The organism is Pseudomonas sp. BIGb0278 (assembly GCF_024809895.1).
In the GTDB taxonomy this organism is placed as follows: Bacteria; Pseudomonadota; Gammaproteobacteria; order Pseudomonadales; family Pseudomonadaceae; genus Aquipseudomonas; species Aquipseudomonas shirazensis.
In genome coordinates, this window is sequence record NZ_JANUEL010000001.1 from 643,006 (window position 1) to 657,246 (window position 14,241).

Consider the following 14,241-nt stretch of genomic DNA (forward strand, 5'->3'; position numbering starts at 1 on the left):
TGAGCGCCGTAGCAGGCAAAAAAAAACCGAAGCCGGTGCCGGCTTCGGTTTCTTTCAGACAGTCGTCGTTGCCACTCAGGCAGGGAACAGCTCGCTGAGTTTCATCGACAGCATCATGTCGCCTTCAACGCGCAGCTTGCCGCCCATGAACGCTTGCATGCCATCGGTTTCGCCGCTGACGATGCCTTTGAGGGTCTCGCTGTCCAGCACCAGGGTGCAGTTGGCGTCTGGGTTTTCACCTTCCTGGATGTCGCAGGTGCCGTCTTTGACGACCAGCGCGTACTGCTTGTCTTCGTCGGTGATGTTGAAGCCGAACACCAGGTCCAGGCCTTCAGCAGCAGCGGGATTGAATTTGGCTTTCATCGCTTCGACGGCTTTAGCTACATCGCTCATGGTGTATTCCTTGTTAAGTGAAATTCGCGTCCGCAGGGACACAACAGGCCGGGCTCACCTATAGGTGATGAGCTCCGGCGCCTTCAACAGCTGCACATGGGCCTGACAGTTGAAGGAAGCCAGTGCCACGTCATGGCCGCGAAACTTCAGCTGGCTGAACGACGTGTTGATAATCTGCCAGTTCAGCGCAAACGCCTGGCTGGGGGTGATGCCGGTAGTCAGGTGGAGCAGGGCGGCGATGCTGCCGCCCGAGGTGAAAACAGCCACGTTGTCGCCGCTGTCGGCGGCGTCCAACACCCGCTGCAGGGCACTGCGCAGGCGGCCGGTAAAAGCCTCCCAGCTCTCCAGCCCATCGGCCGGATGCTGGCCGTCGTGCCAGCGCTGCACCATCAAGGCAAACAGGCGCTGAAACTCGCTGCGGTTTTGCGCAGCGTTGCTAAGCACATGCAGCGCCCGCGGCTCCTCTGGCAGCAGCGCCGGCAGCAGTGTGCGAATCACCCCGTCGGCGTCGAATTCATTGAAGCCGGCATCGGTCTCCAGCGCCGGCACCGCGCAGCCCAGGGTGCTCATGGCTTCGAGCGCGAGCAGGGCGGTGTCCTGTTGCCGGCGCAGGTCGCCGGCGATACAACGATCCAGGCGCAAGCCGAGGTTGGCCAGATGGCTGCCCAAAGCCTGGCTCTGACGCACGCCGACCGGCGACAGTACGTCGTAGTCGGTGGCACCAAACGAGGCTTGGCCATGTCGGATCAGGTAGAGGTTGCCCACATCGATATCCGGCCGAGTGAAGTTGCTGGGAGGTTAGGATGCGCCAGAGTGGCTGTCAACGAAAAAACATACAAGCGTTTGAAAAGCTTGTTTGAAAGATGTTGCCAGCGTTTTCGCCTGCTGGCAGTGCCCCGTACGCCCCGGTATGCTGGCAGCAGTTTCGCACCGTGCAGGTGCTGATTTATAAAGGAGTCAACGTGGAGTTTCTTGCAGAATACGCAAGCTTTCTCGCCAAAACCGCCACCCTGGTGATTGCTTTTCTGGTGGTGCTTTCGGCTATTGCCGGCCTGCGCGGCAAAGGCCGCGGCAAGCCCGGCGGGCAGTTGCAGGTCACCCGTCTCAACGACTTCTACAAGGCGCTGCGTGAGCGGCTCGAGGCGGGCCTGTTCGACAAGGCTCAACTCAAGGCCCTGCGCAAGCAGCAGGCCAAGGCCGACAAGCAGCAGAAGAAAGCCAAGGGCGAGGACAAGGCGAGGGTCTTCGTTCTTGATTTCGATGGTGACATCAAAGCCTCTGCCACCGAAAGTCTGCGTAATGAAATTACCGCGCTGCTGACCCTCGCCACCCCGCGTGATGAAGTCGTGCTGCGGCTCGAAAGCGGCGGTGGGCTGGTGCACAGTTATGGCCTGGCCTCGTCGCAACTGGCGCGCATCCGTCAGGCCGGTATCCCACTCACCGTGTGCATCGACAAGGTTGCTGCCAGCGGCGGTTACATGATGGCCTGCATCGGCGACAAGATCGTCAGCGCACCGTTTGCCATCCTTGGCTCGATCGGCGTGGTCGCTCAGTTGCCAAACGTCAATCGCCTGCTCAAAAAGCACGACATCGATTTTGAAGTGCTGACCGCCGGTGAGTACAAACGCACGCTGACCGTATTTGGCGAGAACACCGAGAAGGGCCGCGAGAAGTTCCAGGAAGACCTCGACGTCACCCATCAGCTGTTCAAGGACTTTGTTGGTCGTTATCGCCCGCAGCTGCATATGGACGAGGTGGCCACCGGCGAGGTCTGGCTGGGTGTTGCGGCGCTGAACATGCAGCTGGTTGATGAGCTGCGCACCAGCGACGAATACCTCAGCGACCGCGCCCGTGAAGCCAACCTTTACCACCTGCGGTTTGCCGAACGCAAAAGCTTGCAGGAGCGCATTGGTGTGGCCGCCAGCGGCGCGGTTGAGAACACCTTGGTGGGGCTGTGGAGCAAGCTCGGCCGCCTACGCTAACACCTTGAACCCCTTGAAGATTTTTTCTGAGATTGGGGTTGCAAGGCCAAGCGAATGCAGACATAATGGCGTCCATTGAAGCGCAGCAAGCTTGAAAAAGCGCTGAAGTTTCAAGGAGATAGCAGGGCGCAAGCCGCTAGATCCAACCTTTGAGGCCGAGTAGCAAAGTGGTTATGCTCCGGATTGCAAATCCGTCTACGCCGGTTCGATTCCGACCTCGGCCTCCATATTTGAAAGCCCCGCAGATTAACGTCTGCGGGGTTTTTCTTTCTGGGCCGGAAAAGTATGGAGTGAAGCAGCTGAAGTCCAATGTTTATTGGTGGGTGCCGAACAGGCAGAAATCACCGATGAGGCAGCTGCGCAACCGAGCGGGCTCGGGCGATGACTCGGCTGTAGCCGGTGCAGTCAGTGTTAGCCGCGCGGGCACGGCTACGCTGAATGCAGCAGTTTTCTGACCTCGGCGATAATTGCGTCGATATTGAAGGGCTTAGGCAATACCGCGTCAAATAAATCCGGTCGCTGCATACCGATATGTGCCTGGGCGCCGCTTATCAGAATAATCGGTACTTGATGTAGCGATGGCAGGGCTCGCACGGCGGTAGCGAATTCCAGGCCGTCCATGGCCGGCATCATGAAGTCGGTGATGATCAAGGCAGGCTTGACTCTGTCCAGAGCATCGAGTCCTTTTCGGCCATTGCTGGCCGTTACCACGGAAAACCCCTCATCCTCCAGCGCGAAGCTGAGAATGTCAGCAATTAAATATTCGTCGTCGACGACCAAGATGGTAGTCACTTTATTTTAATCCACTCAAAAACCTAAGAGATAGAACCAGGACATCACTCAGTTGGGACTGATGGTTCATGTCTTGAAGCCTTTTTGAGTAAAACATCCTGGGCTTGGATGACGACCTCGAATCGGGAGGGATCATAAGCGCTGTCTCGGACTTTAAGAACGGACAGCGTTCGCTTTAGTTCAAAGTCATTCTCGGCGAAGCGCATCAGCATCAGGTTGTCGACGATGCTCGACAGGTCGGAGTTGGGCGCGCTGACCTCGGAGCCCAGCAGATCGCGCATTTCCCACGTTGCCAGTACCGTGACACCTCGGGCGCGCAGCTCGTTCATCAGCGCGCTGAGGAAGTCAGTAATCCTTGCCGGATTGGTCGCGACTCGGGTCATGCCGCTAAGGCTGTCGACGAACACGCGCTTGATACCTTTGTCTTCGACAATGCTCAGCAGTCGAGCACCGAGCCCGTCCAGCAGACCTTCGGTTGTTGGCTGCCAGGCGATGGTCAGGGCGCCACTGTCTTCCATGCCTTTGATGTCGATGCCCAGTGAGTCGCCCTTGAGCCGTAGCCGTTGCGGGCTTTCGTAGAAACCAAAATGCAGCCCTGGGCTGTCCACCGTCGACTCCGCCAAGAACTTCAGGCCCAGCGTCGTTTTGCCGATGCCGGAAGGGCCCATGACCAAAGACACGCTGGAACTGTAAAGGCCGCCTCCCAGTATCATGTCCAGTGAGGCAATCCCACTGCCAATGCGCGTCATGTCAGCACTGTCGGGGGCGGACGGGTGGCTGTACAGGCTTTCCAGACGAGGATAAACCACCAGCCCGTTGTCGGTAATCTCACACTCGTGAAGGCCTGCCAGCGCAGCACTGCCGCGCGTTTTACGCAGTTGAATGCGCCGTACCGAGCGGGTGCCGAACAGCTCTTCGCCTATTTCAATGACGCCATCGACCATGGTGTGCTCAGGGCTACCGTCGTCCAGCCGTGAACTGGTGAGAAACAGCACGGTGCAACCGGCAAAAGCAGCGTGGCCCTGCAGCTCTGAGATGAACTTTTTGGTGTCGATGTGTGAGTCGGCTTTGGAGCGCGCATTGAGCAGGCCATCGACGACCAGTACGGTGGCTTTGCGACGGCTGATCTCGCGACGCAGCAGCTTCACTACCTCATCCAGACCTTCGTTTTCCAGCGTGTCAAATGCGCTGACGAACTGAATTTCTTCGCCAATCCTGGATGAGTCGAAAAAGCTCAGTGTGGAAAGAAACTGAAAAAGACGGTCATGTGACTCGGCCAGCAGCGTGGCAACCAAAACGCGGCCGCCATTGTTCGCATGATGGAATCCAAGTTGGTTGGCCAGGATCGTTTTGCCGGAACCTGGGCGCCCTTGGATAATGTACGAGGCACCTGCGACCAGCCCGCCCTTGAGCAGAGCGTCCAGTCCTTCTATTCCACTTTGGAGGCGTTTGAGCTTTTCCACGATGCGACCCTGATCTGAAAAACAGGCTGTTAAGCCGACTAAGGGTGTGATGCTAACGCCAAATTCGTTCAGGGGCTATTGCCGACTAGTGCGCAGCAGTCGTGGCTTTTGTTGAGCTGGCGACCTGGACCGCAAATCTGCTGCCATGGCGCGAGCCACCAGAGGCTTTTGCATGAGCCTCTACCCAGCCATGCTTGGTACATCAAGTCCGACTTTCACACGGTCCAGCGCGACGATTGTCTTGAACCAGGTAACGTTGGAGTTTTCAGCAAACAGTCGCCGCGCCAGAGTCTGGTATTCCTTCATGCTGGCAACGGTGAGTACTAGAACGAAATCCACTTCGCCGGTGACGTAGTAACACTGCTGAACTTCGGGCACCGCGAAGTGTGCCTTCATCGCCTCCAGCGCCTCGATGCTGGTGCGCTCAGCCATCACTTCCACGATGATCGTGATCGGCCGGCCTACGGCGGTGGGATCGACGATGGCTACGTTGCCCGTGATGACTCCCCCGTCTTCCATTCGTTTGATGCGGCGCTGAACGGCGGCCGTGGAAAGATTGACCTGCTCGGCCATAAGCCGCAGTGGCATGGTGTTGTCACGTTGGACCAGATCCAGGATGGCACGGTCAAATTTGTCCAGCGATTCAGGTGCAGCTTCGTTTTTCGCCATTGTAAATCCGTGAGAAATTTTCTCGAAAACTACCAGAAAACTGCGGCCCTTTATCTAGGTAAGAGCAATATTATCTTGCCAGCAGTCTGCGTACGCAGCCTATTCGGGAACACACACAGGATATTGTTGGCATGCTCGCACTGTTCCATCTTTCCCCGGTCCTGTTGGTTACAGCCATGCTCGTGGTATTGCGCCGGCCGCCCGTTCACGCCGCCGTTGCAGGCACTCTGTTAGTCATTGTGCTCTGGCTCGCCGGCGCGGCAGACGCATGGCGTCTGAGCAGTATGGTGGCCGCCGCTCAAGATACCGCCGTGCTGTTTGCAAGTACCGCTTTCGTGATCGTCCCAGGTCTGCTCTTCGTGATTTTTATCGAGCGCATGGGCGTCAATCTGGCGCTGAGCCAATGGGTGCGGTCACTGGGGCTTGGGCGCGGCGATCAAGTCGTGTTAATTGTCCTTGGGTTGGCACCGTTGCTCGAAGCGATGACTGGTTTCGGCGTGTCGTTGATCGCTACAGTGCCCCTGCTGCTCAGTCTCTTCGAGCGTCGGGTCGCGTTACGGATCGCACTGGCCGGCATGGCCATTATGCCCTGGGGAACGCTGGGCCTGGCATCTGTCATTGGTGCTTCGTTGGTTCACCTGGACGCATCCATGCTGGCATCGACCTCGGCATTGACCAGCGCCCCGGTTTTCTTCGCCCTCAGTGCACTCGCGCTCTATCTTGCAGGCGTTCGTGACTCGCGGGGATGGGGGGCGTTGGGCGTTTTCTGGCTGCTGTTTGTGGGCGTTCTTTACAGTGCAAGTCGGTGGCTGGGGCCGGAAGTAGCCGGCGTTGCTGCGGGCCTGGTGACGGCAGCAGCGATACTCTCTGTTGGGCTGTGGCGCCTGCGCCGCAACGACAGCGAGCGCGGTCCGGTGCAATGGCCGCGTCAGGCATGGCCGTATCTGGTGCTGATTGTCTGCATTGTCGGCTTGAAGATGCTGTGGGCGATCACCTCCTGGCAGGAGCACTGGGTTGTACAGGGCGCCCAGGTCAACTGGAAGCCACTCGCCTCACCAGGTCTGGCGTTGGTCATGGTGCTGATCGTGCTAGGCGCTCACGCGCGCAACATACAATCCTGGACCGCACACGACGTTAACTTGCCTGCTGCGCTGTTGGCTCGGGCGAAGCGGCCATTGCTGACTATTTTCTTCTTTCTCGCGATGTCGCAGATGATGGTTAAGGCCGGCTTCCTTGCGGGGTTGATGCAACTGCTGGCTGGGCTGTCGCCCACCGCCGCGACGTCGTTGGTTGCCCTGTTTGGCGCGTTGTCTGGCTACATGACCGGGTCGAATGTAGGCGGCAATGCGATCTTCATGCCGGCCATCGCGATGTTGCCCGAGTCCTCCCGCCTACTGCTGGCTGCCGTCCAGAACAGCTCGGCGGGGCATGCGGCGCTGGGCTCGCTATCGGTTGTCATGCTGATTCTGGGGCTTGCCAAAACCCAGGCCAAGGAGGAAGGCGAACTGATAAGGTTCGGCTTCATGCTGGTCTGCCTCAATACCGCGTTAGTCGCGTTGGGCGCCGCGATGCTGAGTGGATGGCTTGGCTAGCCTGGTGTTGGCGGATGGCACTTTTTCACACAGCCTGAACCCGAAGCAGGCGCTCACTGGTCGCTAGCTTCAACACTGGCGATCAGCAACTCGCGCAGCATGCCGCGCCACTCGCCAGCCGAATACGATCGCAGGTCCCAGCGTGGTGCCTGGGCCTGGGTAGGTGCCGCGAAAGATTGAAGCAAGGTCATTGCCGCAAGCGTATAGCCCCTCGATCACCTGGCCTTGCATGTCCAGCACCTGGCCATCGGCGTTACCACTCAAGCCTGCGCTGCAGGCGAGATCGGCCGGTTGCACTGTGACGGCATAGTAGGGCCCATCGCCCAGGGGGCGCACGCAGGGGTTGGGCAGTTGCTGCGGGTCGCCATTGTGACGGTTCATGTGGCTGCTACCGCGGTTGAATGCAGGGTCGTCACCGTTTGCAGCGGCGGCGTTGTAGGTTCTGACTGTGTTTGCCAGCCCCTCGGCATCAACCTTGAGCTTGCTGGCAAGTTCGTCCAGGGTGCTGCCTTTGATCAAGTAGCCGGCTTTGACGAACCTGGCAATATTGAGGGCGCTGCGCAGCGGCATGACCAGGCCCAGGCCGTAGCGTTGCAGGAAGGTCTGGTCACAGATCAGGTGAGCAGTGGCGCTGCCGTCGTTAAGCATGCCCATGACGAAGTCGTGGTAGGAGTCCGACTCGTTGACGAAGCGCTTGCCTTGGGCATTCACGGCGATCAATCCAGGCTTGGCGCGGTCTAGCAGGATGTGTGGCCATATGGCCTGGTAGCCGTCCTTCGCGGTGCGGATCGAGCAGGGCATCCACAGGCCTGGACTGTCATGGCCGTCGTCGAGCTGGGCATTGGCCTTCAGCGCGCGATCGATGCCGTCGCCGGTGTGGGTCAGGGGCGACAGTGAAAGGGCTTGGGCAGCGCTCGGGAACAGCTGTTTGCGTAGCGTTGGATGGCGCGTCAGGCCCCCGGTAGCCAGCACCACGCCACGACGCGCGCGGATGCGCATGGCCTCGCCGTTGTGCAGCACCACGGCGCCCATTACGTGACCGTTGTCCACAATGAGTTCGTGCAAAGGGGTTTCAAAGCGCAGCGCCACCTTGTGCTGGCGCAGGCTGTAGAACAGCCTGGCGACCAGGGCGTTGCCCATCACCAGGTTGGTGCCGCGTGGGTAGCTCAGGCGGTCGATGCAATAGCGGCCGACTGTGCTCAGGGTGCGCGTCAGGTGGTGCATCGAAGCGAAGGGCGAAAGCAGCGCATCCAGATCGGCGCGTGGCACCATCATGCCGCCCAGACCCATGAACTCGCGCCGAGGTGGGCGCACGCGGGCGAAGTCTTTGCCCAGCAGCCTGCCATCGAACGCGAGGGGCGCCAGGGCGCGGCCACCGAACGCTGCACCGGGGCCGCTGACGTAATCGGGATGAGCGGCGGCTGCAACGAATTTAACCTCGCTGATGCGCTCGAGTTCATCAATCGCTTGTGGCCCGCTGGCAAGGAAAGCTTCGCGCAACGCTTCACCGCCGCGTTCGCCAACCACCGCCTTGAGGAAGGTCGCGGCCTCTGCCGCGCTGTCCGGTACACCTGCGCGTTGGCTTTGGTGGGTGCCGGGTACCCAGGTGGTGCCGCCTGAGGTCGCACTGATGCCGCCCACCACGGCGGTCTTTTCACACAGCAGCACGTCCAGCCCGTGGTGGCTGGCCATCAATGCGCTGGTCATGCCTGCAGCGCCTGCGCCGAATACCAGCAGGTCGACTTCCTGGTCCCAGGGGAGGGGGGCGATGGTGCTCATTATGGTTGCTCCTTCATGGCGTGGTAATTCATGGGCGGTTTGGCAGCCCGCCCTTGTGCAGGTGAAGTGTCGGCAGCATTCAGCAGTTGCCTGCTGTGGTGTGCTCAAACGGATCAGAGCGGTTCGATAATTGCCTTGGCAGCGGCCAGCGCCTGTCGTGCCCAGGCTTCGACGCCCACTTGCGCAACCCTGCGGTCATGGGGGATTTCGACGCTGACCGGGACCGTAGCCGGGAGGCTGCGCCAGATCCTCGCCAGGTCGATATCGCCCTCGCCCGGCAATAGACGCTCGCCACGCGCTGCTTGAATCAGGCCGTCACGGGTGTTCGGTCGCAGCGCTGGGCCGTCGCATATCTGCGCGTAGTTCAGCCATTGCGTGGGGATACGTTGCAAGTCCTCGAAGCGACTGTCAGAACGGTCGAAATGCAGCGCGTCAACCAGGATGCCGCCGTTGGCGCGGTCGGCCTGTTCAACGATGTGCAGTGCACTGGCCAGGTCGCGGACAGCCGTCCACGGCATGAACTCCAGGTCTGCCGACAGGCCGAAGGGCTGCATGGCGTCGCATAGCCGCGCATAGTGTTCGATCAGCCGGTTGGGTTCCGGGTCGTCGCCTGCCACCAGTACGGCCTTGGCGCCGAGCTGCGCGCCGACTTCGAGGAAGGGCAGATAACGCTGCACGTCGAATTGCACGTCGAGGCGGATCAATTCCAGATCAAAGACTTTGACCCCGGTGTCGTCGATGCGCGCGAGGGTTTCGCGCAACATCGGTTTGTCGTCCATCAAGGAATAGGCGACTGCCCCTGGCGCCACCGGCAGCAAGCGCACGCCAGCCTGGTCATAGCCGGTGCGTGCAGCCAGTTCGATCATTTCCGGCGGGGTTAACGCGAGCGCGGTCAGTTGTGCAATGGAATAGCTGGCTTGCATGGCATGTCTACCTACAGTTGGCTTCAGTTGATGGCAGCGGGGATTGCCGACGCGTCGCGCTTGCGACTTTTGATCCACAGCGCTGTAACCCCGATCAGGGAAGGGATGGCGAGGAACAGGAAGACCTGGCTGAAATTCCATTGCGAGGCCAGCATCAGTGCACCGATCCCGGCGCCGCTGATCGCGCCCAGCCGGCCAATGCCAGTGGCCCAGCAAACGCCGGTGGCGCGGATCTGAGTGGGGTAGAAGGAGGCGGCCAGCGCGTAGCCGCCGACGTTTACGCCGTTCAGAAAGTAGCCCAGTAGCAGTATCAACGGGCAGAGCACCTGCATGGTCGGCTGCTGCAAGGCGATCAGCACTGCGCAGGCCCCGCCGCAGAACACCGTGGCGCCGACCACCTTGTGGTGTTCCCAGCGGTCCATCTTCATGCCGACGGTGAAGTTGCCCAGCATGCCGCCGATCTGCAGCAACGAGCCCAGCAGCGCCGCCTGACCCATGCTCAGACCAGCATCGCGGCTGAGCAGCGGCAGCCAGCTCGACAGCAGGTACATGGTCAGCAGACCCATGAACAGAGTGACCCAGATCATGCAGGTGCCCAGGGTGAAACCGGGCGCGAAGAGGGCACTGACCTTGCCTGTCGCCTTGATCGCCGCTTCGCTGCTATGGAAACGCGTCTGGGCGTTGGCCAGGCCCGGAGCAACCTTGTTGATTTCCTTGATCAGGCGGTCCTTCAAGGCACTGTTCTGCGCCAGGAAGCGGATGGACTCCGGAAGGCTCAAGAGCAGCAGAAGGGCGAACGCAATCGGCAGCACGCCGCCGGCCACCAACACTGACCGCCAGCCGAAGTTTTCGATCAGCCACTCACTGCCCAAACCACCCAGTGCCGCACCAAAGGCAAAGCCGCAGTAGATGAACGAGACCATGTGAGAGCGGTAGCGCTTGGGGGCGTATTCCGAGATCAGCGTCGCCGTATTGGGCATCGAGGCACCCAGCCCAACCCCGGTCAGAAAGCGCAGTATCGTCAGGCTGGTGATCCCGGTCGACCAGGCGGAGGCCAGGCTCCAGAAACCGAACAACAGCACCGAGCCGATGATGACTGGCCTGCGGCCGAAGCGGTCGGCCAATGGCCCGGCAGTCAACGAACCGAATGCCAGCCCGAGCAGCCCGCTCATCATTACCGGGCCGAGGTCCTGGCGCAGCACGCCCCAGTCGTCGACCAGCGCCGGGGCAATGAAGCCGATCGCGGTGGTGTCGAAGCCGTCAAACACCAGCACCATGAAACCGAGGAACAGCACCAGCCACTGTCGGGTGCTCATCTTTCGAGCATCCATGAAGGTGCTCACATCTACATCTGGAGGGTTCGCCATGGATAACTCCTGCTTTTTGTTTTTATGAAAATGCCTTTTCCGGGTGATGGGCTGGCAGGTTGGCGCCAAGGCATTACCAGGGTCGGTAAGCCGATATTATCATAATTGGAAATCCATTCCATATTCATATTTGATTCCAATTCGTTTTTGGCGCTGGCAATCCACGGCCTGTGAAGGGCCTGCTGTCGAGCAATTGCTAGGGAGCGGCGGCCAGGTCAGTAAGCCAGGCCGCGGTCAAGCGAGGTGCCGATCAGGCGGTGTGTTCGCTGATGTGGGAGGTCATCAGCGACAGCTTTGGGAGGCTGTCCAGGTTGATCGCGGTGATCTCTTCTACGGCGTCCAGCAACGCTGCCTTCAGCGCTTGCATGCGCTCGGCAGGGAGGCGGACGCTGGGGCCGGCGATACTGATCACGCCGACGACCTGCTGCTGCGCATCGCGAATTGCTGCAGCCATCGAGGCGGCGCCAATTTCAAAGCTCTCGTCGACGCTGGCATAGCCCTGCTCACGGGCGATCTTCAGGTTGTCGAGCAGGTGTTCGATGGTGGTGGCCGCATTGGGGCCATATTCGCCCGGTTTAGCCAGGCCTTGCCGGTAGACCAACTCCAGCGCGCGCTCGTTGCTGAGGCAGCTCAACCAGGCCAGGCCAGACGCCGTGCAGCAGAGCTTGGCCTCGGCACCCGCATCGGGATCGTAGCGCAGACCGGAGCGGCTGCCCTGGGCCTTGGAGATCCAGATCAGGTTATCGCCATCTACAATGCTCAAGCGCACAAGCTCGCCGGACGCTTGCGCCAGGCGCTCGAGTATCGGCCGGGCTAGGTCGACCATGTCGCTCTTGGACAGATGCTTGAGCGCCAGTGAAACCAGCTTCAGGGCAAGCACGTAATTGCCGTGCTGATGCTCCTGGCGCACGAAACCCTGTTCGACAAGGCAATTGAGCATGCGGTGGGTCGCGCTCGGCGGAATGTCCAAGGCTTCCGCTACTTGTTGAAGTGCCAGCCCGGAGCTTTTGCCGGCGAGCAACTCGATGGCATGCAGGCCGCGTTCAAGCGCATTGCTCATGTTGTTTCCTTAGGTTTGCGATAGATCAGCGGCCCATGGATAGTGGCAGCCACCTCCGGACAAATGTTATCCACGTTGAATTGCCGATTCATCCGGTTTTTTGGCTCAGATCCTGAAGAACTGTCTGTAGCAGCCTAATTGCTCACTAAGCATGTGGCTACCAGGGTGCACGGGGTGCCCGGCGGCCTTTGCAGTGCGTAACAGACGAGTCTCTGCAGGTTGCATGATGATATCTGCAACCAAGGCCCCGGCAGGCACGGCGGCAAGCTCTAGCGGAAGTGGATCATCCTCCGAGAGGCCTAGCGGCGTTGCGTTGATAGCGATATCGGCCACCTCAAGGTGGTGTGGCTGAGCAAGCTCGCATCGGCCAGGCCAGTGCTGGCTTAGTCTGGCGAGCAGTGCATCGGCTTTCAGGGCATCCGGTTCCTGTAGATACAATCGGCCCACCTCTGCTTGCAATAATGCGACAGCGATCGAACTACCCGCACCCCCACCACCGGCCAGTACGACGCGTTTCCCGATCAGGTCATACCCTTTGCGCTGAAGGCTCAAGGTAAATCCCGCGCCATCGAAGTTATCCGCTTCCCACCCGCCCTGTTCGTTGCGGCGCATTGCATTGGTGCTGCCAGAAACCTGCACGGCAACGCTCACCGACTCCGCGAAATCTCGAGCAGCAAACTTGTGCGGAATGGTGATCAGCATGCCGGAAAAATTATCCATCGCCTGGAGGCCACGTATCACGGTCGCGAGTTGCTCAGGCCTGGCATGCACCGCGATCATCACTGCGTCTACAGCTTCATCAGCGAACACTCTGTTGAGAAGCTCTGGAGCCTTGACCTGCTTCACTGGATCACCGATAACCGCAAAAATCCGGGTCTTGCCAGTTGGGCTGGGTATCAACAACTGTGACATCTATTCTCTCCTAGTGGGCTGTCCCAGGCTGCGTATCCCGCACCTAAGCGAAGCAGCAGGGTATGGCTCGCGAGGGTGTCAGCCCATTGCTGCGACCGAGCCACTCGATTGAGTCAGGGGCTATGATATAGAAAAAGGAATTGAATTCCAGTTGGTAAGTTGATTCCGATCTTGTCCGGCTTTTTTGAGCTAGTTTCGACTTTCGCAACTGACCGCCTTGGCTGACGAGCAAGCTCAAGGTGGTTGAGAGCGCCAGCGCGGTGAACAAGCAGCCCCCATCCAAGCCGGTTGTGCGGCCGGTCGGCCTTTACCAGGCGTTCCTGTTCTGGCTCAAGCTAGGCTTCATCAGTTTTGGTGGGCCCGCCGGGCAGATTTCGATTCAGCGGCGCATTTGACTGGCCTGCAGCGGTGGTCTCGGTTGCTGTCGCTGTTGCCCTGTTCCGCTTCAAACTAACAGTGATCCAGGTTCTATTCGCTTGCGCGGTTGCAGGTTTGACAGCCCATATGCTGCGGGTTTGATAGATGAGCGCGCTAGCGCAGTGACAGGCTAACGCTCGACTGCTTGCCAAGCATCACTGCCGCCGTTATCGCCGCTCGTGCCTGCGGGCTGTTCTTCCAGCAAGTTGACCCCAGCGCTGCCGAAGCCTGCGCCAGAATGTCGTCGACGCTCGAATCGCCCAACATCTGCAGTGACTCGATGCCCATCTGCTCAAGCCTGCTGATAACCGTCGGGCCTACGCCCTTGAGCGCCAGCAGGGCTGCGCGTTCGTCCGCTGAAAACGGCATGGGTACATCCTCTCTCCGTGAGTTTTGCCAAGCTTCACTCATATTCGAGGCCACCACAACCGAGGCAAGAGCGCGAGGTTTTACGCTTGGTAATCTTGCTGATATCTGCGCAAATTTGGCAGGGATCTCTCTTTATCTGGCTTTAAAGTCCTGCTTACGTGCTTTGCGGTGTATAGTGGCGGGCGAGTCCTCTCTCTGGGTGGCTCATCAGTGAGGTATCAGCATGTCCCAGTCTGCGACCCATCACGCTCAACTGCGCTTGAATGAGCAAATTGAGCAGTTCTTGTCCAAGGGCGGCGAGATCAAGGAAGTGCCAAGAGGCGTCAGCGGTTTCAACCCTGCCGCGCCCAAGGTGCACTGGACCAAGGCTCAGGCTGCCAAGACGCCGTGAGTCTGCTGTAACAGGTGTCCTTCGGCGCGTGCGCGTTTGCGCTGCGCTGGCTGGATGCCGAGTTGCGCGATTGCCGAATCACAGGCAAAGAAAACCCGCCAACGGTGGGCGGGTCTAAAGATCGTACGGAGC

14 protein-coding genes, 1 tRNA gene and 1 pseudogene are annotated in these 14,241 nt (G+C 59.7%); 5 read left to right on the forward strand and 11 right to left on the reverse strand.

The features are described 5' to 3' along the window. Nucleotides 1-75: 75 nt before the first annotated feature. Nucleotides 76-393 carry an SCP2 sterol-binding domain-containing protein gene (locus M2396_RS02745; RefSeq protein ID WP_101320731.1) on the reverse strand — a complete coding sequence of 106 codons (318 nt, stop codon included), beginning with the start codon at nucleotides 391-393 and terminating at the stop codon, nucleotides 76-78. 54 nt (nucleotides 394-447) lie between these two features. Further along, on the reverse strand, nucleotides 448-1,158 hold the full coding sequence (locus M2396_RS02750; RefSeq protein ID WP_259072910.1) for a histidine phosphatase family protein: 711 nt from the start codon (nucleotides 1,156-1,158) through the stop codon (nucleotides 448-450). A 197-nt stretch (nucleotides 1,159-1,355) separates the two neighbouring features. Between M2396_RS02750 and sohB the strand changes: the two genes are divergently transcribed. Continuing rightward, on the forward strand, nucleotides 1,356-2,375 hold the full coding sequence (sohB, locus tag M2396_RS02755) for a protease SohB (RefSeq protein ID WP_101323058.1): 1,020 nt from the start codon (nucleotides 1,356-1,358) through the stop codon (nucleotides 2,373-2,375). Between the two features lie 153 nt (nucleotides 2,376-2,528). Beyond that, nucleotides 2,529-2,602: transfer RNA gene (locus M2396_RS02760), tRNA-Cys, on the forward strand. A 202-nt stretch (nucleotides 2,603-2,804) separates the two neighbouring features. On the opposite strand, the gene M2396_RS02765 is transcribed toward M2396_RS02760, so the two are convergent. The 3 genes from M2396_RS02765 to M2396_RS02775 all read right to left on the reverse strand — a co-directional run bounded on the left by M2396_RS02765 (nucleotide 2,805) and on the right by M2396_RS02775 (nucleotide 5,299). Next, nucleotides 2,805-3,167, reverse strand: coding sequence for a response regulator (locus M2396_RS02765; protein ID WP_101320727.1), 363 nt, complete (start codon nucleotides 3,165-3,167; stop codon nucleotides 2,805-2,807). A gap of 44 nt (nucleotides 3,168-3,211) precedes the next feature. Beyond that, nucleotides 3,212-4,630 (reverse strand): ATPase domain-containing protein, encoded by a 1,419-nt coding sequence (locus M2396_RS02770; protein ID WP_181106802.1) that lies wholly within the window; start codon nucleotides 4,628-4,630, stop codon nucleotides 3,212-3,214. A gap of 180 nt (nucleotides 4,631-4,810) precedes the next feature. After that, entirely contained in the window at nucleotides 4,811-5,299 is a 489-nt protein-coding gene (locus M2396_RS02775) for an Lrp/AsnC family transcriptional regulator (RefSeq protein ID WP_259072914.1), read from the reverse strand. 131 nt (nucleotides 5,300-5,430) lie between these two features. Between M2396_RS02775 and M2396_RS02780 the strand changes: the two genes are divergently transcribed. Beyond that, on the forward strand, nucleotides 5,431-6,891 hold the full coding sequence (locus tag M2396_RS02780) for an L-lactate permease (protein ID WP_259072916.1): 1,461 nt from the start codon (nucleotides 5,431-5,433) through the stop codon (nucleotides 6,889-6,891). Between the two features lie 69 nt (nucleotides 6,892-6,960). Here M2396_RS02780 and M2396_RS02785 read toward each other — a convergent pair whose 3' ends face one another. From M2396_RS02785 to M2396_RS02805, 5 genes are all read right to left on the reverse strand, one after another. After that, the gene (locus M2396_RS02785) at nucleotides 6,961-8,670 is read right to left on the reverse strand and encodes an FAD-dependent oxidoreductase (protein WP_259072917.1); all 1,710 of its coding nucleotides are present in this window, start codon (nucleotides 8,668-8,670) and stop codon (nucleotides 6,961-6,963) included. Nucleotides 8,671-8,783: 113 nt separating this feature from the next. Next, nucleotides 8,784-9,593 carry a sugar phosphate isomerase/epimerase gene (locus tag M2396_RS02790; protein ID WP_259072918.1) on the reverse strand — a complete coding sequence of 270 codons (810 nt, stop codon included), beginning with the start codon at nucleotides 9,591-9,593 and terminating at the stop codon, nucleotides 8,784-8,786. Between the two features lie 23 nt (nucleotides 9,594-9,616). Further along, nucleotides 9,617-10,960 (reverse strand): aromatic acid/H+ symport family MFS transporter, encoded by a 1,344-nt coding sequence (locus M2396_RS02795; protein ID WP_101320714.1) that lies wholly within the window; start codon nucleotides 10,958-10,960, stop codon nucleotides 9,617-9,619. 250 nt (nucleotides 10,961-11,210) lie between these two features. Continuing rightward, nucleotides 11,211-12,020 carry an IclR family transcriptional regulator gene (locus tag M2396_RS02800; protein ID WP_259072919.1) on the reverse strand — a complete coding sequence of 270 codons (810 nt, stop codon included), beginning with the start codon at nucleotides 12,018-12,020 and terminating at the stop codon, nucleotides 11,211-11,213. Nucleotides 12,021-12,125: 105 nt separating this feature from the next. Beyond that, nucleotides 12,126-12,932, reverse strand: a complete 807-nt coding sequence (locus M2396_RS02805) for a shikimate dehydrogenase (RefSeq protein WP_220633891.1) — start codon at nucleotides 12,930-12,932, stop codon at nucleotides 12,126-12,128. A gap of 239 nt (nucleotides 12,933-13,171) precedes the next feature. On the opposite strand from M2396_RS02805, the pseudogene M2396_RS24150 reads away from it, so the two are divergent. Then, a pseudogene (locus tag M2396_RS24150) lies at nucleotides 13,172-13,321 on the forward strand (chromate transporter); the annotation flags it as partial. A gap of 142 nt (nucleotides 13,322-13,463) precedes the next feature. Here M2396_RS24150 and M2396_RS02815 read toward each other — a convergent pair. Further along, nucleotides 13,464-13,718 (reverse strand): Pathogenicity locus, encoded by a 255-nt coding sequence (locus M2396_RS02815; protein ID WP_101320707.1) that lies wholly within the window; start codon nucleotides 13,716-13,718, stop codon nucleotides 13,464-13,466. A 223-nt stretch (nucleotides 13,719-13,941) separates the two neighbouring features. On the opposite strand from M2396_RS02815, the gene M2396_RS02820 reads away from it, so the two are divergent. Beyond that, entirely contained in the window at nucleotides 13,942-14,109 is a 168-nt protein-coding gene (locus tag M2396_RS02820; RefSeq protein WP_178080775.1) for a hypothetical protein, read from the forward strand. Nucleotides 14,110-14,241: the final 132 nt, after the last annotated feature.

Excerpts from the sequence above, each read along its gene's own strand:
- M2396_RS02800 (WP_259072919.1), bottom strand. The coding sequence starts at position 12,020 with ATGAGCAATGCGCTTGAACGCGGCCTGCATGCCATCGAGTTGCTCGCC.
- M2396_RS02780 (WP_259072916.1), top strand. The coding sequence starts at position 5,431 with ATGCTCGCACTGTTCCATCTTTCCCCGGTCCTGTTGGTTACAGCCATG.
- M2396_RS02805 (WP_220633891.1), bottom strand. The coding sequence starts at position 12,932 with ATGTCACAGTTGTTGATACCCAGCCCAACTGGCAAGACCCGGATTTTT.
- M2396_RS02815 (WP_101320707.1), bottom strand. The coding sequence starts at position 13,718 with ATGCCGTTTTCAGCGGACGAACGCGCAGCCCTGCTGGCGCTCAAGGGC.
- M2396_RS02745 (WP_101320731.1), bottom strand. The coding sequence starts at position 393 with ATGAGCGATGTAGCTAAAGCCGTCGAAGCGATGAAAGCCAAATTCAAT.
- M2396_RS02790 (WP_259072918.1), bottom strand. The coding sequence starts at position 9,593 with ATGCAAGCCAGCTATTCCATTGCACAACTGACCGCGCTCGCGTTAACC.
- M2396_RS02785 (WP_259072917.1), bottom strand. The coding sequence starts at position 8,670 with ATGAGCACCATCGCCCCCCTCCCCTGGGACCAGGAAGTCGACCTGCTG.
- M2396_RS02775 (WP_259072914.1), bottom strand. The coding sequence starts at position 5,299 with ATGGCGAAAAACGAAGCTGCACCTGAATCGCTGGACAAATTTGACCGT.
- M2396_RS02795 (WP_101320714.1), bottom strand. The coding sequence starts at position 10,960 with ATGGCGAACCCTCCAGATGTAGATGTGAGCACCTTCATGGATGCTCGA.
- M2396_RS02820 (WP_178080775.1), top strand. The coding sequence starts at position 13,942 with ATGTCCCAGTCTGCGACCCATCACGCTCAACTGCGCTTGAATGAGCAA.